This is a genomic window from Paenibacillus macerans, from assembly GCF_900454495.1.
Classification (GTDB): Bacteria; Bacillota; Bacilli; order Paenibacillales; family Paenibacillaceae; genus Fontibacillus; species Fontibacillus macerans.
The window spans coordinates 1,504,822-1,527,439 of the sequence record NZ_UGSI01000001.1 but is presented as its reverse complement, the minus strand read 5'-3'; the positions used below and the strand labels follow the sequence as shown (position 1 = coordinate 1,527,439).

Here is a 22,618-nt window from a genome sequence, read left to right as displayed (position 1 = left end):
GCCGCGAATACGGACTCATGCGGCGGCCTAACGATGCTCGGTTGCCTGCGGAATCATGGTGGGAATGGTTTCCCCTCTTTTGCGAAAAGTCAGAATCAGCCGGGCCGCAGTAAGCCCGATGACGATTGCCGCTGTGCTGAGATAAATCAGCTTTGCCCAAAGGTACTGCGAGTCCGTCCCGATGAACAGACCATGCACCAAGGCAAGGAAAAAACCGGGAAAAGCCAGAAAATGAATGGTCCGCCATGCTTTTTTGCCGATCCTTTTGATTCCATCGGAAGTTAGAATTAGTAACAGGGCGATATAAAAAGCGATCGTTCCCAGCCCGGTAACGATGGGATGTGTAGTCGCGGTAAACGGCACCAGCAGACCGGTGAGCGAGTAGCCGACGTATTTGTCGAACAGCAGTACTCCGCCATGGATCCGCCCGAACAAAAAGCCAGACCAGCCGCTGGATTCATGTACTGCCAGCAAGAGGGATGTCGTTCGTCCTTTTGCCAGCTTGAGACCCATCATCAGCCCGGCTGCTGTTGATACAAACAGCAGAAGATAACAGATTAAACCTGCGGCGCGCGTCGTTGACCATACATTAAAAGCGTCAAGAAATGAGCTCATAGGGGATGCCTCCTTTTGCGGCGTTGTATTGTTCCAGCATTCCGCTGACGACGATGGACCGGTCGTGCTTAACGCCGATCATGGCGCTCCAAGGATAATGGCCGCGAAGCCACTGTGCTCTCGCTGCGGCGCCCAAAATAAGGATGCATTTCGCGCAAACCTCCGCTTCGGGCAAATTCGGCGCCACCACCGTGACTTGCGCCAGACCCGAGTCGGCAGAGGTGCCGCGGCGCGGGTCGAGGATATGATGAAGGATTTTTCCGTCCGTATCCGTCCATCGCCGCTTCATCGGACTGCTTGTCGCGATCCCCAGCGTCCCGTGCAGATGCAATTTCAGCAAATCCCGCTCCTCTTGCCACAGATTGGCGATTCCGATATGCCATCCTTCACGGGGCGTGCCCCAGAGCGCAATGTCTCCGCCGGCGCCGATCGCTCCCGGAGAAATTCCCTCCTTTTGCAGCTTCAAAGCGAAGTGGTGTGCACTCCATCCTTTGGCGAAACCGCCAAGGTCGACGGAAATCCCCGGTTCCAGCGTAATCCGCCGCGTTTCCCGGTTCAAGCCGGCCGGACGCGGGCCGATCCCAGCGATGTTGCGGATCGCTGTAACGGTTTTGCTTGGCTCCGTCAAGGTTTCAAAGGAACGGGAATACCCTAGTTCGCAAAGCGCCGCGCCAAGGTAAGGGTTAAATAAGCCTTCCGTTTTTTGATAATGCAGATCCGCTTCGGATATGACGTCGAATAACAGAGGAGAAGCCGCAAAAGGCCGCCCGCCGCACCGGTTTAATGCCGAAAGCTCGCTGTCGGGCCGAAACCGGGTAAGTTTGTTTTCCACATAAATAAACCAGTTCATGGCACTGCGCCGGAAAAGTTGAGGGAGACCGGCCGTGAAAAAGAGAGCGTTCATCGCGCGAAATTTGTGCATGGCCGTTCCCTCCTTTAGGATGCGTGGGATCTCATCCCCCCGAATTCGCCGGATTGCGGCCCGGCTCCGGAGTCGCCGCCATCGTAGCCGGCCCCGGGGGAGTCGCTGCCGTCATTACCGTTAAAGTCTTCAAACCGCGGTCTCCGCTCGGTTACTTGATGATCATAGGTGAACTGGCCGCTGTTTTGTGCAGATTCGGATGCCGTTGATGAAGATGAAGACGAGGATGAAGATGAGGATGGGTTCGCTGCATCGCTGTGGTTTGCGTTCAGGCCGATCAGTCCGACGAATACCGCCGCGCTCGATACTCCGACACACCACTTTGTCCATTTGTTGTTTGCCATGGGGATGTCCTCCTTAGTTGAATAAGTCTTGTTGTAAGCTTAGTATGACTGCCCTACCTTAAGTCCATATGAAAACATACTGAAAGTTTGCTGAGGCCAGTCCTTCTATTGGAAAAATCCAATAGATTGATGGCAATCGAACCTTTTTTATAGCTCTCGTTGGATTCCCTACGGCAGTAAACTAGTTGTTGAAATGCTGCTCTAATGGCAAAGTGGACTAGATTGTGTGCGGATGATATCATAAACTTTAGAAAATGCAGGTCAACGGCTTTAATCGTGCTCTTGTTAGTGAATCATATACTGACCGATTTTGTCAGGGTTTAACTTTATATTATAGGAAAATCAGAAGGCTAGGGGTGAGCGGATGGTAAGCTCTGTTTTCAAGAAAGGAATCAAAAAGGCCACGGGAAGATCATGGGAGGATTGGGTCACAGCGCTGGCAGGTACGATTAATCCGGGCTGGTCAGACGACCGAATACAAAAGGAAATTCAGCAGCAGCATCAAGTGTCGGAAGAGTGGAGCGAATGGATCGCCACGATGTACGCTCCGTTAATGGGACGAGTCCCTGTCGGGACAACCAAAGATTCGGGTGTGCAGATCGGGGTCAGAAGGACGTTTGCCGCTTCGAAGGAAGGGGTTTGGGAGTTTCTCACGACACCCGCAGGGTTGCCGTTATGGATCGGGGATGTCCCGTCGTTCAAATTTGAGGTAGGGTATGAATTTGCGTCAAAGGAAGGCGTCTCCGGCAAAATAACGGTGGTCAAGCCTTACCATAAGCTGCGTTTGACCTGGAAACGACCGGAATGGGAGCAGTTTTCCCGCTTGCAGATCTACGTGTTGTCGACGAATACCGGCAAAACGACCGTTTCGATCCACCAGGAAATGCTGGAGGATGTTTTTATCCGAGAGCTGATGAAACGCCACTGGGAAGACATGCTTGCTGAGCTCAAATGGCGGTTGGAGGATGCTCTTTAGATGAGTTCCGCGTTATCGATGTCCGAGTGCCTGCCATTTGGGCGGCGCTTCCAGTTAAAAAGAACCCCTCGCAACTAACTTTGCAGGGGTTCTTTTGCCGGTCAGAAGCCGTTCCAAACGACGGTCTGTTCGGCGGACAAACGGGTGGAAGGCCGGGCGGGCTGGGCCGCTTTCCCGACGGCAACGAGCATCACGGGAATATAACGTGACGGTATGTCAAACGCCTCGATCAATGCGGCAGGGTCGTAACCGCCCATCGGGCAAGTGTCATACCCGATCGCTTTGGCGGTGAGCATCAACTGCATGGCGGCAAGGGAAGCATTGCGGATTGCTTCATCCCGGGGAACTTGCGGGTTGTTCAAATAGGCCGCTTCGATTTGACCGCATAGGTTTGCCTTGATTTCTTCCGGCATTAACCCGGCAGCCACGTCGCGGCTCAAAATCATATCAGCGTCCCGGTGTGCCTCAAGGTCCCCCAGGACGGCAATCACGGCGGAAGCTTCCACCACCTGGCGCTGACCGTATGCGACGGGGAGCAGTTTCTCCTGAAGCCTTTGATCGGCGATCACAAGAAATCTCCAGGGCTGAAGATTCCAGGCCGACGGGGCGCTTCCCGCCATTTCAAGTAGAAAGGTAATTTCGCTTTTGCTCAGCTTATGTGCAGGATCAAAGTGCTTGACCGCATGGCGTTCCCGCATCACGGTAAAAAAGTCGGCTTGTACCGCGGATGTCATCAAATCCACTCCTTAGTTGTAAATTTTTCTTTATAATCAAGGCCGGAGCCCCAAGCTTAGGCCGGATAACGGACCGTATAGAGCCCTTATTTGCCCCAAAATGGGCGGAAATGAGCGTCGAACCGTCCAATAAGCACTGGCGTTGCATTAACGCCCACACAAAATCTCTGGTACACCTTGCCCGCTATTCCATTTGAGATCACGTCAGAAATCTAACGGTTGTATCAGTCGCTATTTTGCCAAAAACGACCTTTTCTAAATTTTAACGGTTGTGAGCGCGGTTATCTGCTCAAATCTGAGCCCAAATCGCCGGGTTATAGCTAAATAAGCGCCATGGCAACCGTTAGAATTTGAAAACGGCGATATTGGAGCAAATAGCGGCTGTGGCAACCGTTAGAATGTGGTGGCGAGAAAAAATGTATCTTGTCGGATTTAATGCAACGCTAGTGTCCAATAAGGTCTCTGGTATCCGTTATCCCCAAAGCTCCCGTTTTTGCTGAAATAACAGCCCTGGTTTCCGTTAGAATCCAGCGGGTGGTACAGATTGGTTATATTGCTTCGCCTCCAGAACGAACCGTGGCTTTTCCGGACTTGTTGTTTTCTGACTTGTTGTTTTCGCCCTTGCTTGTTTCACCTTTGCTTTTGGCTCCCAAGAGATTCGCGCCCGTTACACCGGCGATGATCAGGAGCGAGCCGATCACATGATACACCGTCACTTTCTCTCCAAGAACCATCGCCCCGGCGGCAATCGACACCACGGTCGACAAGTTGGAAAAGACGCTCACCCGCGAGGCTTCCAGCTTGGACAAGGCGTAATTTGAGCTTAGCGCGGTGACGAGCGAAGACAGCACGCCGAGATAGATAACCGACAAAATAAACCTGCCGCTCCTAAGCGGCGCCAGCCAGTTCCCGAGCGTCCCGGCGGAGGCGTGCCCGGCCACCGAAACGGCCAGAAAAACCAAGCAGCCGATGCCGAGCGTCAAATAGCTGATCTCCCACGGACTGAAAAGCTTCAGCAGCGACCTTGCCAGCACGCTGTATCCGGCAAACGCCAGGCCGGACAAGAACAACAGCAGAAGCCCTGTCATATTCTCGAAATCAATACGGCCGTTGCCCATAACAAAAATAAACACTACGCCGAATACGGAAAGAAGGATTCCCAGCTTCTGTCCCAAGGACGTCGTTTCCTTCAAAAAGACGTAGGCCAAAACCATCGTCAACACCGGCGTAAAAGCATACATAATGCCTCCCTCCGCGGAGTTGGCGTGCTGCAGCCCAAACGTTTGAAACAGGAAAAACCCCAACGGATAGAACGCAGCCAATAAAATCACCCGGAAGAGCGGCTTGCCTCGAAATTGAAGTTTGATCAGGCCCAGTGCTGCGGGAATCGACATCGCCGCAAACGAAACGGCAAAGCGGAAAGCCAGCGTATCGACAGGACCCGCGTCTTCCAAGGCGATTTTCGTAAACAGAAAAGAGAAGCCGATGATCGCGGCGTTGACCAAGGCGGACATATAAGCAAGAGTTTGTTTTTTGGATTCGATAAGCGGACAACCTCCTTAATGAGCTTCAAGGCTTGATTCTGTTCGCGAACAGTCATTCTGTAAGCAATGGTATAATGAATCATCGATAAGAAAAATCGCAATTTTTCAAAACTGTACCGATACAGATCAGCTGCATTGCGGCCAGTCCGGCAGTATTAACGGGAAAGGGGAGCAGAAACGTGAAAAAGTACATGGCCATCCTGTCCGACATCGAACGGAAAATAGCTGCAGGCCGATATCGCCCGGGACAAAAGCTTCCGCCGGTGCGCAAGGCCGCTCAAGAATACGAATGCAGCGCCAGCACGATCATCAAGGCCTACGCGGAGCTGGAAAAGCGGCATGCGATCTACTCCGTGGCGCAAAGCGGGTTTTATGTGGTCGGGCATTCCGCCGCAGCGCGGACAAGCGCAGAAAGCGATACCATCGATTTTACGTCGGCGTCGCCGGATATCGGCCTGTTTCCCTATCTCGATTTCCAGCACTGCCTCAACAAAGCGATCGATACGTACAAGGCCCAGCTCTTCACCTACGGAGATCCGCTGGGGATGGAGAAGCTGCGGCAAACGCTGGTTTCCCATCTGGCAAGCAATCAGGTGTTCGCCAAAATGGAGCATATCGCGGTCACCTCCGGCGTGCAGCAGGCGCTGGAAATTTTGGCGAAAATGCCTTTTCCGCACGGAAAGTCGGCCATCCTGGTCGAGCAGCCGAGCTACGATATTTATCTGCGCTTTCTCGCGGCGGAAAAAATCCCCGTGCAGGGTATCGCACGTACTGCGGCAGGGGTCGATTTAAGCGAACTGGAGGAGCGGTTCAAGAGCGGGGGGATCAAATTTTTCTACACCATGTCCCGCAATCACAACCCGCTGGGGACGACGTTAAGCACGGAACAAAGAAAGGCGATCGCCAAATTGGCCGAAAAATACGACGTATACGTCGTTGAGGATGACTATATGGCCGACCTGGGCGATGAGCGGGGATATTCCCCGATCCATGCGTATGACAGCGCCTCGCGCATCATTTATTTGAAAAGCTTTTCCAAGGTCGTTTTTCCCGGGCTGCGATTGGGCGTTGCCGCGCTGCCGGGCGAGCTTTTGGAACAGTTTCGAGCTTATAAAAATTATGGCGACACCTCTCTGTTGTCCCAGGCCGCACTGGAGGTGTACATCAAAAACGGCATGTACGAACGCCACAAGCAAACCTTATTCGACCGGTATTCCGAACGGATTCGAACGTTGTTGGAAGCGGTGCGGCGGCATGCCGAAGCCGGGCAGGCCGAGGTTCCGGACGTCAACTCGGGCATATTCGCGCAGCTGCGCTTGCCCCGGGAGGTCAATTTGGAACGTTTGACGGAGCGGCTGGCGGCCAGAAATTCCGGGTGTCACCCGGCAAAGCGTTTTATTTGGCGGACTATCTGGCGAGGGAGAAGTTTTTGCGGATCAGCGTTTCAAGGGTGCCGCTGGCGCAAATCGATCCGGGCGTCAGGGCGATTGTGGAGGAAGCCGCTAAGGCATGGGGAAAATGACGGAAATGCGCCTCTTTGTTCAACCGCTATTCGCTATTGGACAATTCTTGCTGAATAATAAAATGGGAAATTTATCAACCTAAAAGAGGTTGTCCAAAAAGAATAGTTTGCGGCAATCCCAAAGCAAAAAGGAGTGTTCGTTCCCGATGGATCAGCAACTAGAACCGATCCCCCAGCCCAAAACCTACGGGGCGCTCGGCAACCTGCCTTTGATCGATAAAGATTTGCCTACTCTATCTTTTGCCAAACTGGCCGACGAGTTCGGACCGATTTACCGGTTCGAGGTGGCCAACCGCTCATTTATCGCCGTATCCGGACATAAGCTTGCAGCTGAGGTTTGCGACGAGTCGCGTTTTGACAAAAGCATCGGCCATTTGCTGAAAGTACGCGATTTTGCCGGCGACGGTTTATTTACCAGCCTGACGAAGGAGCCGAATTGGGCCAAAGCGCATCATATTCTTATCCCTTCCTTTAGCCAGCCGGCGATGAAAGGTTACCACGCGCGCATGGTCGACATCGCCCTGCAGCTCGTGCAAAAATGGGCCCGGCTGAACCCCGACGACAGCATCAATGTGCCGGAGGACATGACCCGGCTTACGCTGGATACGATCGGTTTATGCGGATTCGATTACCGGTTCAACAGCTACTACCGGGAAACGCCAAATCCGTTTATCGTCAGCATGGTGAACGCGCTCGACGAAGCGATGCATTATTCGAGCCGGCTGCCGATTCAGAACAAATTGATGGTGAAGAAAAAACGCCAATACGAACGCGACATTCAATCGATGTTTTCCCTGGTCGACCGCATCATCGCCGAACGCAAGGCGAGCGGGGAGCAGGGGGGCACCGATTTGCTCGCCCGGATGCTCAGTGCGGCCGAGCCGGAAACCGGGGAGCTGCTGGATGACGAAAATATCCGTTTTCAGATTATCACCTTCCTCATCGCCGGGCATGAGACGACAAGCGGCTTGCTGTCGTTTACCATCTATTTTTTGCTGAAAAATCCGGATGTGCTGAAAAAAGCCTATGAAGAGGTGGATCAAGTTTTAACGGACCCCGTTCCCAGCTACGAGCAGGTGCGGAAGCTGAACTATATCCGCATGATTTTGGACGAATCGCTGCGGCTGTGGCCGACCGCCCCGCAATTCGGTTTGTTCGCCAAGGAGGATACCGTCATCGGCGGCAAATACGCGGTCAAGAAGGGCGAGACGGTCGCGGTTATCCTGCCGAAGCTGCATCGGGACAAGGAGGCTTGGGGGGAGGACGCCGAACAATTCCGGCCGGAGCGGTTCGAAGATCCGAAAAAAATACCCCACGATGCTTATAAACCGTTCGGGAACGGACAGCGGGCCTGTATCGGCCGGCAGTTTGCCCTTCACGAAGCGGCGCTCGTTCTCGGGATGATTCTGCAGCGGTTCGAGCTCATCGATCATACGAATTATCAGCTCAAAGTCAAACAGACGTTGACGCTAAAGCCCGAAGGTTTTACGATCCGGGTGGCGCCCCGCTCGAAAAAAGAAAACCTCGCCGGGAAAGTGCTTCCCGTCCAGGAAGCCGGCAAAGGACCGCTTCAGATGCTGGAAGCGGAAACGCCCCGGCCGGCGGCGCTGGTCGGGATTAACGACCGTCCGCTGCTCGTTCTCTACGGTTCGGAAATGGGAACGGCGGAAGGAATCGCCCGGGAGCTGGCCGACCTGGCGCGCCTGCATGGAGTCCGCAGCGAAGCCCAGCCTTTAAACGAGCGGGTCGGGAATCTGCCCAAAGAAGGGGCGGTCATTATCGTCACCTCCTCGTATAACGGCAGACCTCCGGCGAATGCCAAACAATTTGTGGAATGGCTGGAGGAAGTGGAGCCGGGCAGCCTGGCCGGCGTCAATTATACGGTGTTCGGCTGCGGCGACCGCAACTGGGCAAGCACGTACCAGCATGTGCCGAAATTTATCGACGAGCAAATGGAGCTCAAGGGAGCCAAACGTTTCTCGGTACGCGGCGAAGCCGACGCCAGCGGCGATTTCGAGCAGCAGCGCGAAACGTGGGAGTCGCGGATGTGGGGCGAGGCGATGGACTTTTTCGGGATCGCTTTGAATCCGAACGCCGAAAGGGAGCGCAGCACGTTAAGCATCCGATTCGTAAACGAATTGACAGAATCGCCGCTGGTGCAGTCCTACGATGCGGTTTCCGCCGCGGTAGCGCTTAACCGGGAATTGCAGGCCGAAGGCAGCGAACGGAGCACCCGGCATATCGAGCTGTCCCTGCCGGAAGGACTCGGCTACAGCGAAGGCGATCATCTGGGCGTACTGCCGGAAAACAGCGGCGTTCAAATCGAACGGCTCTTAAAGCGGTTCGGTTTAAGCGGGGCGGATCAAGTGATCATGACGGCCAGCGGCTTCAGCGCGGCCCATCTTCCTTTGGATCGGCCGGTGAACCTGCGCGATCTGCTGGCGCATGGCGTGGAGCTTCAGGAGCCGGCGACCCGGGCGCAAATTCGCGAACTGGCGTCTTACACGGCATGTCCGCCCCATAAACGCGAACTCGAGCAGCTGCTGGAAGGGGAAAATTACACGGCGCAGATCGTCAAACGCCATATCACCATGCTCGATTTGCTGGAAAAATACGCAGCGTGCGAAATTCCGTTCGAACGCTTTATGGAATTGCTGCCCCCGCTTAAGCCGAGATATTACTCGATCTCCAGTTCGCCCAAAATATCTCCGGAAACGGCCAGCATCACCGTGGGCGTCGTTCGCGGGCCGGCCTGGAGCGGGCAGGGCGAATACCGCGGAGTGGCGTCCAATTATTTGGCGGAAGCCAACCCGGGGGACCGCGTCGTCATGTTCGTCCGTACGCCGGCATCCGGGTTCCGGCTGCCGGACGATCCCGGGACGCCGGTCGTTATGGTCGGGCCGGGAACCGGGCTGGCGCCGTTCCGCGGTTTCCTTCAGGCGCGCTCGGCGCTGAAGCGGGAGGGGGAACAGCTTGGACGCGCCATGTTGTTTTTCGGCTGCCGGAACGAGGCCGACTTTATTTACCGGGATGAGCTGGAAGGCTATGTGCGGGACGGAATCGTTTCGCTGTATACGGCGTTTTCCCGGAAGGACGGCGTCCCCAAAACGTATGTTCAGGACCTGATCGAGCAAAATGCCGAAGAAGTGATAACCTTGCTGGCAAGCGGCGGACATCTGTATATTTGCGGGGACGGCAGCCGCATGGCGCCGGATGTGGAAGCGCGCCTGCTCCAGTCCTATCAAAAGGTTCAGGGAACCGGAGCGCGAGAAGCGAAGGAGTGGCTGGAGGGCTTGAACGCGGAAGGACGGTACGCCAAGGATGTGTGGACCGGGGTGTAAGGGGGCGGCGTATTTGCAGAGACTGCTGAAGGAACGGTAAAAAGGGAGTTTGGCTAATTTTTAGGGAACTCGCCCAGGTCGAGCATGAGGTTAACAGCGATGGAATGCGGGGCTTGAGACCGCTATTCGGGAACTTGAGCGAGTTGAAGCCTTTCGCATAAAAGGAACTATATGCCACTCCCGCTACGTTGCGATATAAGGAAGAGAGGGACCCTCCCACCACGAAATGCAAAAGTGCAGGCGGTTTTTGTCGGAACTCCTCTAAACCGGTGGTTCAAATGCAAAAGTGCAGTTCATTTCCGGTAAAAAGTTACTTTTTTATCATATAGCCCAAAATGAGATGCACATTTGCATTTCAATCGCTCTAAAATCGTAATTTAGGGGAAATAGAATGCACTTTTGCAGTTGATCCGGTCGGGCCATCCTTCTTTCCATGAAAGATGATAAACTCGCCCCGCAGCCCTTAACCAAACCCGGCTTGGTGTAATCCCAGCAACGGACCTGAATGACCGTATTCGTCCATTTCCCGGGTATTTCCCGCTCTAACGAGCTCACCTGTCGTTATCGGGCTTCCAAATAAGTCCTTTGGGCTAATGTGACGGGGATAAGCCATCTCGGTCCGTTAGCGCCGGTGATATGAACAAAGCCGATGCTGATATGAAAAAGTTGATTAGGTGTCTTCCCGTTTCCTTAATTCTCCCAAGCCGGATTCCAGACAACTTCCCACAGATGGCCGTCGGGGTCTTGGAAATAACCCGAATACCCGCCCCAAAACGTGTCGTGCGCCGCCAGGGTGATGGTGGCGCCGGCCTGTTCGGCTTCCTTCATGACCCGGTCCACCTCTTCTTTGCTGCTTACGTTGTGGCCCAGCGTAAATTCGGAAGGACTGGCCGCGGTTTGGGGAATTTGCGCGTCATGGGCCAAATTTTTGCGGCTGAACAGGGCGAGCCGGATCCCCGGCTCCAAATCGAAAAACGCCACGGCGCCATGCTCAAATTCTTGTCCGACAATGCCTTCGGTCGGGAATCCCAGACCGTCGCGGTAAAATTTTACCGACTTCTCCAGGTCGTCCACGCCGATCGTAATGACTGTAATACGCGGTTTCATATCAATGGAACCTCCTTGTGCCAAATGGATGGGTTTGCTCTGCTTTATTTTAGTCGGCCGCATGGGGGAGCGTATTGTAAAAATCGGACACGCCCCCGAATTCCCGCACCGCCGTCATCGGAGAACAACCGTAATATCGCTTAAACTCACGGATCATATGCGCTTGATCAAAATAACCGTGCTTGAGAGCAAGGGAGGCTCCGTCCATTTCGGGGGGATTCCGGATGGATTGGATTACCGCCTGAAAGCGCACGATTTCACTGAACTTTTTAGGGCTCGTCCCGATCCGGTTCAGGAATATCCGGTTCATTTGGCGCGCGCTGATCACCTCTTGTTTAGCCAACTCGCGGACGCTCATTTTTCCTCCGGAAACCAAAATGCGGTGCAGCAGATTTCGAAACTGGTTTTCACCTCCAGCCCCATCCATCCACATAGCGGACAGCAGGAATTGTTCGGCAATGTGAACCCTGCCGCGAAACGAAGTCTCCGCAAATATTCGGGATGCCGTCTCGTCCGTCATTCCCGGCCAAATGAGATCAAGCGCAACGAGTGTGTTGGTAAGTTCCCCGAGCGGCAAACCGAGCAGCGCGTAGGCTGCTCCGGGAAAAAAACGGATGCCGAAGTTGCACAGGGGATAGTCCCGGTCGTAACGAATCGCAAACGGCTCGTCCGATAATCCGCAAAACAGCACGCTGTAGCGACCCCGCTTAAGATCATGCGAAAATAAAATATCGCTGCAGCCGTCCGGGATTACCCGGTCAATCGGCTTGTTCTTGTGCCGAAGAGACCGGTTTAAGTTCAGCCGCGGATCTTGGATTTGATGTTCCCGCACGGAGTCTCCTTCGCCAGCAGGTTCGCTCTGCCAATAACAGGAGACGAACGGAGCCAGCATCGGGGAGGGGGGCAGCTCGCGGTATCGGTAAGCCGGATCTCTTCCGTTGGCCTGTTTGGGTTGAAAAAGCGTATGGAGATGCGTCGGCATAAAAACGGTCCTCCTTCGCAGGATACCTGCGGATTACACAAAGAACCTGGCGGCTGGGCCAGGTTCTTCCGTTGACGTTTATTTCGTTGCCGCCGCCACCGCCGCGGCGAAACGTTCCAGCGCTTCGGCCAGCAGCTCGCGCGAGCAGGCGAGGTTGACGCGCAGGAAACCTTCGCCGTTCCGCCCGTATGTGGAGCCTTCGGTAAATGCAACTTTGGCGTCCTTGTACATCAACCGTTTCAACGCGGCTCCGTCAAGTCCCAAAGCGCGGCAGTCGATCCAGAGCAGGTAGGTTCCCTCCGAGCGGACCGGGATCAGCATCGGCAGACGCTCGGCCAAAAAACCGACCGCAAAATCCCGGTTGGCCCCGATGTATTCCAGCACCGCTTCCAGCCAATCTTCGCTTTCATTATAGGCCGCGATCGTGGCCGAAGGGCCGAAGTAATTCACCGAACCGATGGCCAGGGCATCGATCCGGTCGGTGAATTTCTGCCGCAGCTGCGGGTTGGAAATGACGGTGAACGAACTGGCCAGTCCGGGAATGTTAAACGTCTTGGACGGCGCCAGGCAGGTGATGGTCATGTCCGCATGCTGCTGGGACAACGAGGCGAACGGATAATGGCGGTTGCCGGGGAACACGAGATCGCAATGGATTTCATCCGATACGACCTTCACCCCGTACCGGCCGCAAAGCTCTCCCAACCGTTCCAATTCCGCTTTCGTCCAGACTCGCCCGCCGGGATTGTGCGGGTTGCAGAGCAGCATCAGCTTGGCGCCTTGCTGCATTAAGCTTTCCAGATGCCCGTAATCCATCCGGTAGGCGCCCTCCTGCAAAACCAGCGGACTTTCGGCCACCTGGCGCCCGTTCTTCACGATCACATCGTAAAAGGGGTTATAAACCGGGGACTGCAAAATAACGGCATCCCCAGGTTCCGTCAGCGACTGAACGGCGACGCTTAGCGCAGGAACGACCCCGGGAGTATTGGCAATCCAGGAAGCGTTCAGCTGCCATCCGTGCCGTCTGCCAAACCAGCCGATAATCGCATCCAGATATTCCTGAGGTCTGGTCGTATAGCCATAGATTCCGAGCTTGGCCCGTTCGGTGACCGCGCCGATCACCGCCGGCGGGCATTTGAAATCCATATCGGCCACCCACAGGGGAAGCACGTCGGGATCGCCAAACAGCTTTTTGCCGAGATCCCATTTTTCGGAACATGTTCCTTTGCGTTGCGTGCGTTCGTCAAACTGATAATTCATTTATGTTAACACCCTTTCCGCTTCATACACTTCGATGCGATCCTTATATGCATACTACTCTTCGTAACCGTTGACGACGACTTCCAGTTCTCCCGTCGTGGAGTCGATCAGCATCCCGTGAACGGGAACGCCGGCAGGGAGAAGCGGATGATTTTTGACCAGGTTCACGGTTTGAATAACACCTTGCTTCTCATTGTCAACGCCGCGCAGCCACTCGTTTAGTTTGATGCCGGAATGTTCCAGCGTGTTCAGCACGTCTTCGGAAATGCCGCGTTCGCGCATCGAACCGATCATTTGATCGGAATTCAGCGCAGCCATGCCGCATCCGGTATGGCCCACGATGTATACTTCTTGCGCGCGCAGCTCGTAAATCGCAACCAGCAAGCTGCGCATGACGCTGCCGAAGGGATGGGAAATGAGCGCCCCTGCGTTTTTGATCAACTTGACATCGCCGTTGCGCAGGTTCATCGCTTTCGGGAGCAGCTCCACGAGCCGCGTATCCATACAGGTGACGATGGCCATTTTTTTCTCGGGGAACTTGTCCGTCATGTATTTTTCGTATTCTTTATCGGCGACGAATTTACGGTTAAACTCCAGGATAGTATCAAGTTGGGTCATTGGTTTTGCCTCCTAGGATAAAATTTGGGATTACCGCCGGTCTACCAGGCGAATATTCGATTTGTAAAATTGCGACCTGCCGTCAAGCCGAAAGGTTCCGGTCGTTTCTTCGCCGCTTAAGGTCAGATCTTCTTCAAAAAAAACGGCCTGCATCCGGTCGATCCAGAACGGATAGGCGTCGTTTTCCAAGGGGATATCGTAATCGCCCGGCTTGGAGACGAGCTGCAGACCGGGAACCCCGCTCATGCCGCAGCCGCAGTTTTCCGTATCATACACGATGCGCAGCATGCCCGGCTTATCGGCGAGGGACGTCCGGATAAGCTTTTCCGCCGCCGTATTAAGAGTTACTTTCATCGCGCCATAGCGCCTCCTTTTCGTCTGGAAGTCAATTATTTCAAAAATAAATTATACAAACCCGCCTTAAAATTTGATTATACGGTTTGTTAAAAGTATCATCAAGAGTAGCAGTTATTTTAGAGTAAAGGTGGGAATGGCCATGAAACAAGAAACGGCGGAAAAGTGGGGACTTTTTCGCGGACTTCTGCAAAAAATTCAGAGCTATCATGAGGCGGTCGCGCTGATGAACTGGGATTTGCGCACCGGCGCGCCGAGAAAAGGGGCGGAAACCCGCGCGAAATCGATCGGGCTGTTGTCGACGGAGGCGTTCAAAATGGAAACTTCGCCGGAAATGGGAGAGTATCTCGCCTATTTAAGCCAGCCGGCGGTTATGGACGAACTGGACGATACCCAGCGGAGAATGGTGCTTGACGTGCAGGAGGAGTATGAGCGCAGCGTTAAAATTCCGCCGGAAAAGTTCCAAGCGTACACCGAACTGACAGCGCATGCCGAAACGCTATGGGAGGATTTCAAGGAAAACGCCGATTTTCCAGGTTTTGAACCTTATTTGACGCAAATCGTGGAGAAAACCCAGGAATTCATCGATTATTGGGGACCGAAAGCGACCCGTTACGATACGCTCTTACATATGTATGAACCCGATTTGACCGTGGAGAAGCTGGATCAAGTGTTCGGACAGCTGCGCGACCGGCTCGTGCCGCTTGTCGCGGCGGTGACGAACGCGCCGAACAAGCCGGAGGCGGCGTTCCTGAAGCAGCGGTACGACGTAGGGCCGCAGGAGAAGTTCAGCTTGTTCCTGTTGGAGCAAATCGGCTACGATTTCGAGGCCGGGCGGGTCGACGAAACCGTGCATCCGTTCGAAACGACGATCAATCACGGCGATGTGCGGATTACGACGAATTACAAACAAAATGACGTGGCCAGCGCGATTTTCAGCTCGCTGCACGAAGGCGGGCACGCGTTGTACGAACAAAACGTGGCCGATGAGCTCGCCGAAACGCCGCTGGGGCAGGGAACGTCGATGGGCATTCACGAATCGCAGTCGCGGTTCTGGGAGAACGTTATCGGCCGCAGCCGGGAGTTCTGGAACCGGTATTTTGGCGAGTTGCAGCAGCATTTCCCCGAGCAGCTTAAAGACGTGACCGCGGAGATGTTTTACCTGGCGGTGAACCGCGCGGAAAATTCGCTGATCCGGATCGAAGCGGATGAACTGACCTATAATCTGCATATCATCATTCGCTATGAGATCGAGAAGATGCTCTTTAATGAAGGGCTGCCGGTCAGCGAACTGCCTAAAGTGTGGAACGAGAAGTACCAGACTTATCTCGGCTTGACGCCGCCGGACGACGGGGTTGGCGTATTGCAGGACGTGCATTGGTCGGGCGGGCTGTTCGGCTACTTCCCTTCCTATGCGCTCGGCAACATGTATGCCGCCCAAATCGCAGGCACGCTGCGCAAGGAAATGCCGGAGCTCGACGCCTTAGTGGAGGCCGGCAACTTCCAGCCGATCAAGGAATGGCTGACCGACAAAATCTACAAATACGGGAAAAGCCGCAAGCCGGCGGAAATTATCAAGGCGGTGACCGGAGAAGATCTGAATCCGGACTACTTGGCCGATTACCTGGAACAAAAATTCAAAAGCATCTACGGGCTGTAAACGGCCGTTGCCTGGCCGCACAAGCCTCCAATCCGTAGTGGCGAAACCTCCAATCCAATTGGGATTGGGGGTTTTTTGCTGATTGGAATTATCCAATAGAATGGTCGGCGGAATCTATTGAATATTTCCAATGGGAATTCGAAATGGCGGCCGGTTTCCGTCAATCCATTCGTTTTTTCCAATCAAGCCCCAGGGCACTTCACTCCTTAACCTTTTGCTGGGCAATAGCATACTATTAAGTATCCGGCAAGTTGGAAGGAGTGTGAACGTGGATGATAAAGCGCCGTACGGTGTTATGGCTGGCCGCCGCGGTGCTGCTGGGCGCGGTTTTTGCGGGCTGCGGCAATGGCGGCCAAACTCAGAAGGTAAAGGTCGGGGAAGTGACCCGTTCCGTTTTTTATGCCCCCCAATACGTTGCCTTTGAAAAAGGCTTCTTCAAGGAAGAGGGCCTCGATGTGGAGCTGCAAACGACGTCGGGCGGTGATAAAACGATGACCGCGCTGTTGTCCGGGGCTGTGGACGTGGCGCTGGTCGGGGCGGAAACATCGATTTACGTCTATCAGCAGGGTTCGGACGATCCGGTGATCAATTTTGCCCAACTGACGCAAACGGACGGAACTTTCCTTGTGTCCAGAGAGGATGTCGGCGAATTCGATTGGGAGAAATTGAAAGGGAGCGTTTTTCTCGGCCAGCGGAAAGGCGGCATGCCGCAAATGGCCGGCGAGTTCACCCTGCGCAAGCGGGGAATCGATCCGCATCAGGATTTGGAGCTGATTCAAAACATCGATTTCGCCAACATCACCGCCGCATTCGCCTCGGGCACCGGCCAGTTCGTCCAGCTGTTCGAGCCGCAAGCCTCCATCATCGAGCGGGAAGGAAAAGGCCATGTCGTCGCCTCCTTCGGTACGGAAAGCGGCAAATTGCCCTACACGGTCTTTATGACCAAACAAAGCTATATCCAAGATCAGCCGGAAGTGGTGCAGAAATTCACCAATGCGGTCCATAAGGCCCAGCGCTGGGTTCAGGAGCACACGCCGGAGGAAACGGCCGAAACGATCGCGCCTTTCTTCAAGGACACGGATCAGGATATTTTGGCCAGCTCCGTCAAGCGTTATTTGGAGCAGGGAACTTACGCCGAAACGCCGGCCTTGGCCGAGGATGCCTGGAACAATCTGCTTGATGTGATGGAAAGCGCCGGGGAATTAAACGAGCGGGTAGAGCTTAAGAAGCTGGCCGACAACCGGTTTGCCGAAAAAGCGGTACAATCCGCCTCCGCAGCAGCCGGCCGGTAAACCGGCATTTATAATGCGTGTTCAATTCGATGCCGAGTTACACTCAGTAGTCAACTCCTTCTTATATCTTCAAAAGCTGACTTTTCGAACAACCTTAAAGTGCGAGTTCAAAAAGTCGGCTTTTCAGCACCGAGAAGGTTGGATGAAGCTAGGGACGTCAGGAGCGGAGCGTACGTTTTGGGTACGTGAGCACCGGAAGGCCCGGCTGAATTCAAGATTCGACGTCGAGAACACTTCCTGACCCGCTTCGTGATCAAAAGATGACTTTTTGAACAACCTCTTACACGGAAAAGGAGCGTGAGCGCTTTGTTGCCTGTCTTGGAACTGAAGGATCTGGATCAGGTTTACGTGACGGATCGGGAAGCCGTGCTAGCCTTGAAAGGGATGAATTTGACCGTGGAGCCCGGTGAATTCATCAGCCTGGTCGGTCCCAGCGGATGCGGAAAGACCACGCTGCTTTCCGTGATGGCCGGACTGCTGGCTCCTTCCCGGGGGGAAGTGCTGCTGCACGGCAAGCCGGTAACCAAACCGACCTCGAAAGTAGGCTACATGCTGCAGCAGGATTATTTGTTCCCGTGGCGGACCATCCTCGGCAACGCCGTGATCGGCCTTGAGCTCACCGGACGCTTGACCCGGGAAACGACGCAAACGGTACGGAACCTGCTGGCCGAGATGGGGCTTGGCGATACGGCCAGCCTGTACCCCGGCCAATTGTCGGGGGGCATGCGCCAGCGGGTGGCGCTGGTGCGGACGCTGGCCACCGATCCGGAGGTGCTGCTGCTCGACGAGCCGTTTTCGGCGCTCGATTACCAGACGAAGCTGCAGCTGGAGGATCTTGTCGCCGGCACGCTGAAGCAGCGGAAAAAAACGGGCGTGCTCGTGACGCATGATTTGTCCGAGGCGATCGCCGTCAGCGACCGGGTTATCGTGCTGGCTCCAAAGCCCGGCAGAATCCGGAGCATGTATACCGTTCCGGACAACATCCGCAGGGCCCTGCCTTTTTATGCCCGGGAGGAAGCGGGATTCAACGAATTGTTTCAGGAGATTTGGCGGGATCTCGAGACATCGGATGAAGGAGGAGGGGCCATTGATGCAGGCGGATGTAACGCGTTTGCCGGATCGGGAACGTTGGCTTAGAGAAAAATGGAACCAGCACCGGAAGCAAAAGCGGAAGATGAAGCGGATGGTGCTGGCGGTCCAAATCTTTCTGCTGCTGCTGTTAATCGGATGGTGGGAGCTTGCCGGCCGGATGAAGTGGATTGATGTGCTGATCTTCAGCTATCCGTCCAAGGTGGCAAGGCAAATATTCAAAGATGCGGCGAGCGGCGAGCTGTGGCCGCATCTGGCGATGACGGTCGGCGAGACGGCGGTCGGATTTTTGCTGGGCACGCTGCTCGGGACGCTGCTCGCCGTGCTGATTTGGTGGTCGCCTTTTCTGTCCAAGGTGCTTGATCCGTATATGGTCGTCTTCAACAGCATGCCGAAGGTGGCCTTAGGGCCGATTTTTATCGTCATGTTCGGAGCCGGCTTCACCGCCATCGTCGTGACGACGCTGTCGATCACCGTGATCGTGACGACGCTGGTCGTGTTCAACAGCTTCAATGAAGTCGACGCCAACCTTGTCAAGGTCATTCGCACATTCGGAGGAAATCGGCGCGACGTGTTTATGAAGGCGATCTTGCCGGCGTCGTTTCCGACCATCGTCTCGACGTTGAAGGTGAATGTCGGCATGGCTTGGGTCGGCGTCATCGTCGGCGAATTCCTCGTCGCCAAAATCGGGCTCGGCTATCTGATCGTCTACGGGTTTCAGGTGTTTAACTTTACGCTGGTATTATCCAGCCTGGTCATTATCGCGGTCGTCGCCACGGCGATGTATCAACTGGTCGTTTATATCGAACGGAAGCTGGTTCGGGAGCGGTAACGCTCCTTTTTCGTTTTGGCGGGATTGTAAGCGGGCGTGAAATCAAGTAGGATATTTTCATACAATCGACAATAGGCGGCAAATCCATACATAAGGGTGGTCTTCATGCGCATTGTTAAAACGGCTATTGCTACGCTGCTCGCGATTCTGATCGCGGAATTTACCGGGGTGGACGGGGCGCTGTCCGCGGGCCTGCTGGCCATTCTCGGGGTGGATGTGACCCGCAAGCGCAGTCTTGTGACGATCTCGGCGCGTTTTTTCGCCTCGATTTTGGGACTGATTCTGGCCTTTATCCTGTTTTACGTGCTGGGATTCCATATTTGGGTGCTGGCGATTTATATTTTGATCGCCTTCCCGCTGATTGCCAAAGCCCGCTTTAAAGAAGGCATCGTGACCAGCTCGGTCGTCGTGTTCCGGGTGTTTGGCGGGGAGGAGGTTTCCTGGCACGTCATGCTGACTCAGGTCGAGCTGTTGATCATCGGCCTCGGCTCGGCGCTGCTGGTCAATTTCCTGTACATGCCGAAACCGGAGGAGAAGCTCATGGAAATCCGGCGGCAGGTGGACGGGCGGTTTTCCGTCATTTTTCGGCAAATCGCCGCCTCGCTGCGCGACCCGTATCATCTATGGGACGGCAAAGAGCTGACGGAAGCGGCTAAACTTGTGGATGAAGGCTTGTCCGCCGCTAGGCGCGCCGTGGAAAATCAGATGATCTTTCCGAACGAGGCCTGGACGGTGTATTTTTATATGCGCAAACAGCAGCTGGACCGGATTGAAGGCATGCTGGAGCTAATCTCGCAAGTGTACCAGCGGATGCCGCAAGGAGAGATTGCCGCCCTGCTGTTCGACCGCCTGAGCATTGACGTAAGTCAAGAGGAATATACCGGTATTACCGAGCGGATGCTGGCCGAGCTGGAGCAGCAGTTCAAAACGATGGAGCTGCCGTCGACCCGCGAGGAATTTGAAATCCGTTCGGCGATATTGCAGCTGTGCCGCGAGCTATCTTTATATCTCGAAGTTTCGAAAAAAAGCAAGGCGCCGCTCCCCTTGAAAGCGGCCGGGCGGAAAAAAACGCTGTTGGGCCGCTGATTTTCCGGGCGTTTTTCGTCCTTGAAACTAGCGGCAATTACATATACTGCCTAATAAAAGCAGCCATAATATTTTTTATTTATCTCTGCATATTCAACATTCGCCTATGTCCTGCATACACTTAAGTGAATGATGTATGGAGGAGGTACTAACATGTCATTGAAATATCAAAGTAGAGAGGTCATTACGAAAGCGATCTGCGGCAAAGGTCGTAAGTTCTCTACCGTAACACATACCGTGACTCCACCGCACAAACCGTCCAGTATTCTGGGGGCCTGGATTATCAATCACCAGTACGAGGCGGTCGCGGCGGGAGACGGAATTGAAGTTATTGGTACTTACGATATCAACATCTGGTATTCCTACGATAAAAATTCACAGACCGAGGTCGCCAAGGAAACCGTATCTTACGTCGAGAATGTGCCGCTGAACTACCTCGATGCGAGACATCGCGCCTCGACGGTCGAAGTTTCCGCGGAAGCCACGCAGGAACCGAGCACCGTCGAGGCCAACGTGACGGGAGACGGCCGCGTACTGATCCGCGTGGAGCGCGAGTTCGCGGTGGAACTGATCGCCGAAACGAAGCTGAACGTCCTTGTCGTGCCGGGGGGCATTGAAGACAAGGATTATGATTTCGGCTCCGAGCTGGGGGACTACGAAGATCTGGATCCCGATCTCCTCGACGACGAACTGTAATTCAAGCCTTATACATTCGGATGTTGAGCTCCAGGTGTTCGGGCTACAATGTAGCATATGCAGCAGGGGCGTCGTCGAAGAGGGCGGCCGCCCTCTTTTTGTGGAAAATTTTTCGAAAAGCCGAATGAGACGGGAGATGCGGACCGTGAACAGGGAAAAATATACCGTGCTTAAAATCCGCGTCGCTTCGGAAGAAGCCAAAACGCGTCTGACGCAGGCTTTGGAGCGAAGCGGCGGCCGTTATCGAGTGATTCGCCCTTTCGGGGCGGAACGTACGGAAAGGCTTCGCGGCAAACGAAAAAGCCGCGCAGAGCGCCGCGGCGCCTGGATTCATTACGGACCGGAGGAGGCCTACTGGGGCGGCGGGGTACAGGAGATCGTGCTTAACCGTTCCTGCGTTGTAACGCCGCAGCGGCCGCCGGAGGACGCGAGCCGCCGTTTGCGGGCAGCCGGGATCAGCGTATCGGAAGCGCTGCGGCCGCTATCTTCAGGCTCCGGCATGGAGCTGCCGCCGCGCCGGTTTATCCGGCGGTACGCGGTAAGCGTGTTTCACCTGCGCGCCCTGGAGGCCCGGCCGCTCGGACGGAGCGGGCATGCGCTGCAATTCCCCGCCAACGGGCCGGCCCCGGGCTCCGTGCTGTGGAAAAGGCTGGAGTCCACGGCGGTCCGGGCTTTATACGCGCTGGGGCTGGATATGGGAGAGGTCGTGATCGCGGCCGGAGAAGAAGGCCGCTTTACGGTGGAAGCCCTCTCCCTGGCGCCGGAGGTGCCGGACCTGCGGCAAGCCGGCCTGTTCGCCCGGGCGATCCGCGAAGCGATGGAAGAGCTGGAGCAAGCCGGCGAAGCCGCGCAGGAGCCGCTGATCGGGATGGACCCGGAATTTTTGCTGGTGAATCCGGCCACCGGCAAAGTGATCCCGGCCTCGCGCTACCTCAGCCGCCATGGCGCTGCCGGGTGCGACGTGCTGCGTTACCGCGGGCGCCGCATGTTTCCGCTCGCCGAGCTGCGACCGCAGCCGGGACATGATCCGCGCGAAACCATCGTTCACCTGATGCGCGCTTTTCGCGCGGCGGGCGAAGCGATCGATGACCGGGAGCTTGTCTGGCAGGCCGGAGCCATGCCGCAGCGAGGGTTTCCGCTCGGCGGACATCTTCACTTCAGCGGCGTTCCGCTGACGAGCGAGCTGCTGCGGACCTTTGACAACTATTTGGCGCTGCCGCTTGCGGTGCTGGAGGATGGCCGCAGCCATCGCCGCCGTCCGCGCTACGGGTTTCTCGGCGACGTCCGCCGCAAAGATTACGGCGGCTTCGAGTACCGGACGCTGCCCAGCTTTTTGATTTCCCCGCTGGTGGCCAAAGGGACCGTCGCTCTGGCCCGCCTCATCGCCGAAAACGCCGGACAGCTCAATCGCAGGCCGCTGGAGAAAACGGCCGTTTTCACCGCGTTTTACGCCGGCCGGCAGCAGGAACTGCGGTCCGTTTTGCCCCCGCTGATCCAAGATCTCCGCGCCGCCGCCGCTTATCCCCGCTACGAAAGCTATATCGCTCCTCTCCTGGAAGCGGTCCTGTCCGGGCGAACCTGGGACGAAAGCGCCGATATCCGGCCGTTATGGAATTTGCAAATTCGTTCGTAACCCCTACCCGCCTT

Annotated in this window: 19 protein-coding genes and 1 pseudogene; 10 read left to right on the top strand and 10 right to left on the bottom strand. The window is 55.3% G+C overall.

Translation table 11 applies throughout. The features are described 5' to 3' along the window. Positions 1-27: 27 nt before the first annotated feature. From DYE26_RS07000 to DYE26_RS06990, 3 genes are read right to left on the bottom strand one after another with little or no spacing between them, the layout of a single operon-like run. Positions 28-615 (bottom strand): ferric reductase-like transmembrane domain-containing protein, encoded by a 588-nt coding sequence (locus DYE26_RS07000; protein WP_036623176.1) that lies wholly within the window; start codon positions 613-615, stop codon positions 28-30. Then, a complete protein-coding gene (locus tag DYE26_RS06995; protein WP_036623174.1) occupies positions 599-1,537 on the bottom strand; it encodes an FAD:protein FMN transferase in 939 nt (312 codons plus the stop codon). The genes DYE26_RS07000 and DYE26_RS06995 overlap by 17 nt, the downstream gene beginning before the upstream one ends. Positions 1,538-1,551: 14 nt before the next feature. Then, positions 1,552-1,881 carry a hypothetical protein gene (locus DYE26_RS06990; protein WP_036623173.1) on the bottom strand — a complete coding sequence of 110 codons (330 nt, stop codon included), beginning with the start codon at positions 1,879-1,881 and terminating at the stop codon, positions 1,552-1,554. Between the two features lie 364 nt (positions 1,882-2,245). On the opposite strand from DYE26_RS06990, the gene DYE26_RS06985 reads away from it, so the two are divergent. Beyond that, positions 2,246-2,857, top strand: a complete 612-nt coding sequence (locus DYE26_RS06985; RefSeq protein ID WP_036623172.1) for an SRPBCC family protein — start codon at positions 2,246-2,248, stop codon at positions 2,855-2,857. A gap of 101 nt (positions 2,858-2,958) precedes the next feature. Here the strand turns inward: DYE26_RS06985 and DYE26_RS06980 are convergent, their stop codons facing one another. Both DYE26_RS06980 and DYE26_RS06975 read right to left on the bottom strand, forming a co-directional pair. Then, positions 2,959-3,591, bottom strand: coding sequence for a nitroreductase family protein (locus tag DYE26_RS06980; protein ID WP_036623170.1), 633 nt, complete (start codon positions 3,589-3,591; stop codon positions 2,959-2,961). A gap of 548 nt (positions 3,592-4,139) precedes the next feature. Beyond that, positions 4,140-5,105 (bottom strand): DMT family transporter, encoded by a 966-nt coding sequence (locus tag DYE26_RS06975; protein ID WP_051985455.1) that lies wholly within the window; start codon positions 5,103-5,105, stop codon positions 4,140-4,142. Between the two features lie 209 nt (positions 5,106-5,314). Between DYE26_RS06975 and DYE26_RS06970 the strand changes: the two are divergent. After that, a pseudogene (locus DYE26_RS06970) lies at positions 5,315-6,657 on the top strand (aminotransferase-like domain-containing protein). Between the two features lie 146 nt (positions 6,658-6,803). Further along, the gene (locus tag DYE26_RS06965) at positions 6,804-9,998 is read left to right on the top strand and encodes a bifunctional cytochrome P450/NADPH--P450 reductase (RefSeq protein ID WP_036623168.1); all 3,195 of its coding nucleotides are present in this window, start codon (positions 6,804-6,806) and stop codon (positions 9,996-9,998) included. A gap of 690 nt (positions 9,999-10,688) precedes the next feature. Here the strand turns inward: DYE26_RS06965 and DYE26_RS06960 are convergent. The 5 genes from DYE26_RS06960 to DYE26_RS06940 form a co-directional block, all read right to left on the bottom strand. After that, positions 10,689-11,105, bottom strand: a complete 417-nt coding sequence (locus DYE26_RS06960; RefSeq protein ID WP_036623166.1) for a VOC family protein — start codon at positions 11,103-11,105, stop codon at positions 10,689-10,691. Between the two features lie 49 nt (positions 11,106-11,154). Continuing rightward, positions 11,155-12,087, bottom strand: a complete 933-nt coding sequence (locus tag DYE26_RS06955) for an AraC family transcriptional regulator (RefSeq protein ID WP_036623164.1) — start codon at positions 12,085-12,087, stop codon at positions 11,155-11,157. Positions 12,088-12,165: 78 nt separating this feature from the next. Beyond that, positions 12,166-13,344, bottom strand: a complete 1,179-nt coding sequence (locus DYE26_RS06950; RefSeq protein ID WP_036623162.1) for a MalY/PatB family protein — start codon at positions 13,342-13,344, stop codon at positions 12,166-12,168. A 54-nt stretch (positions 13,345-13,398) separates the two neighbouring features. Further along, positions 13,399-13,962, bottom strand: coding sequence for a beta-class carbonic anhydrase (locus DYE26_RS06945; RefSeq protein WP_036623160.1), 564 nt, complete (start codon positions 13,960-13,962; stop codon positions 13,399-13,401). Between the two features lie 30 nt (positions 13,963-13,992). Continuing rightward, the gene (locus DYE26_RS06940) at positions 13,993-14,316 is read right to left on the bottom strand and encodes an iron-sulfur cluster biosynthesis family protein (protein ID WP_036623159.1); all 324 of its coding nucleotides are present in this window, start codon (positions 14,314-14,316) and stop codon (positions 13,993-13,995) included. Between the two features lie 142 nt (positions 14,317-14,458). Between DYE26_RS06940 and DYE26_RS06935 the strand changes: the two genes are divergently transcribed. The 7 genes from DYE26_RS06935 to DYE26_RS06905 all read left to right on the top strand — a co-directional run bounded on the left by DYE26_RS06935 (position 14,459) and on the right by DYE26_RS06905 (position 22,604). Beyond that, complete coding sequence (locus DYE26_RS06935; protein ID WP_036623156.1) at positions 14,459-15,976, top strand: carboxypeptidase M32; 1,518 nt, start codon at positions 14,459-14,461, stop codon at positions 15,974-15,976. Between the two features lie 272 nt (positions 15,977-16,248). Continuing rightward, positions 16,249-17,268 (top strand): ABC transporter substrate-binding protein, encoded by a 1,020-nt coding sequence (locus tag DYE26_RS06930; protein WP_036623154.1) that lies wholly within the window; start codon positions 16,249-16,251, stop codon positions 17,266-17,268. A gap of 306 nt (positions 17,269-17,574) precedes the next feature. After that, a complete protein-coding gene (locus DYE26_RS06925) occupies positions 17,575-18,405 on the top strand; it encodes an ABC transporter ATP-binding protein (protein ID WP_051985454.1) in 831 nt (276 codons plus the stop codon). A 37-nt stretch (positions 18,406-18,442) separates the two neighbouring features. After that, positions 18,443-19,189, top strand: a complete 747-nt coding sequence (locus DYE26_RS06920) for an ABC transporter permease (protein WP_371861067.1) — start codon at positions 18,443-18,445, stop codon at positions 19,187-19,189. Between the two features lie 105 nt (positions 19,190-19,294). Continuing rightward, positions 19,295-20,275 carry an aromatic acid exporter family protein gene (locus DYE26_RS06915; protein WP_036623151.1) on the top strand — a complete coding sequence of 327 codons (981 nt, stop codon included), beginning with the start codon at positions 19,295-19,297 and terminating at the stop codon, positions 20,273-20,275. Between the two features lie 153 nt (positions 20,276-20,428). Beyond that, the gene (gene cotE / locus DYE26_RS06910; RefSeq protein WP_036623149.1) at positions 20,429-20,971 is read left to right on the top strand and encodes an outer spore coat protein CotE; all 543 of its coding nucleotides are present in this window, start codon (positions 20,429-20,431) and stop codon (positions 20,969-20,971) included. Positions 20,972-21,116: 145 nt separating this feature from the next. Beyond that, positions 21,117-22,604 (top strand): putative amidoligase domain-containing protein, encoded by a 1,488-nt coding sequence (locus DYE26_RS06905; protein ID WP_036628193.1) that lies wholly within the window; start codon positions 21,117-21,119, stop codon positions 22,602-22,604. Positions 22,605-22,618 lie beyond the last annotated feature (14 nt).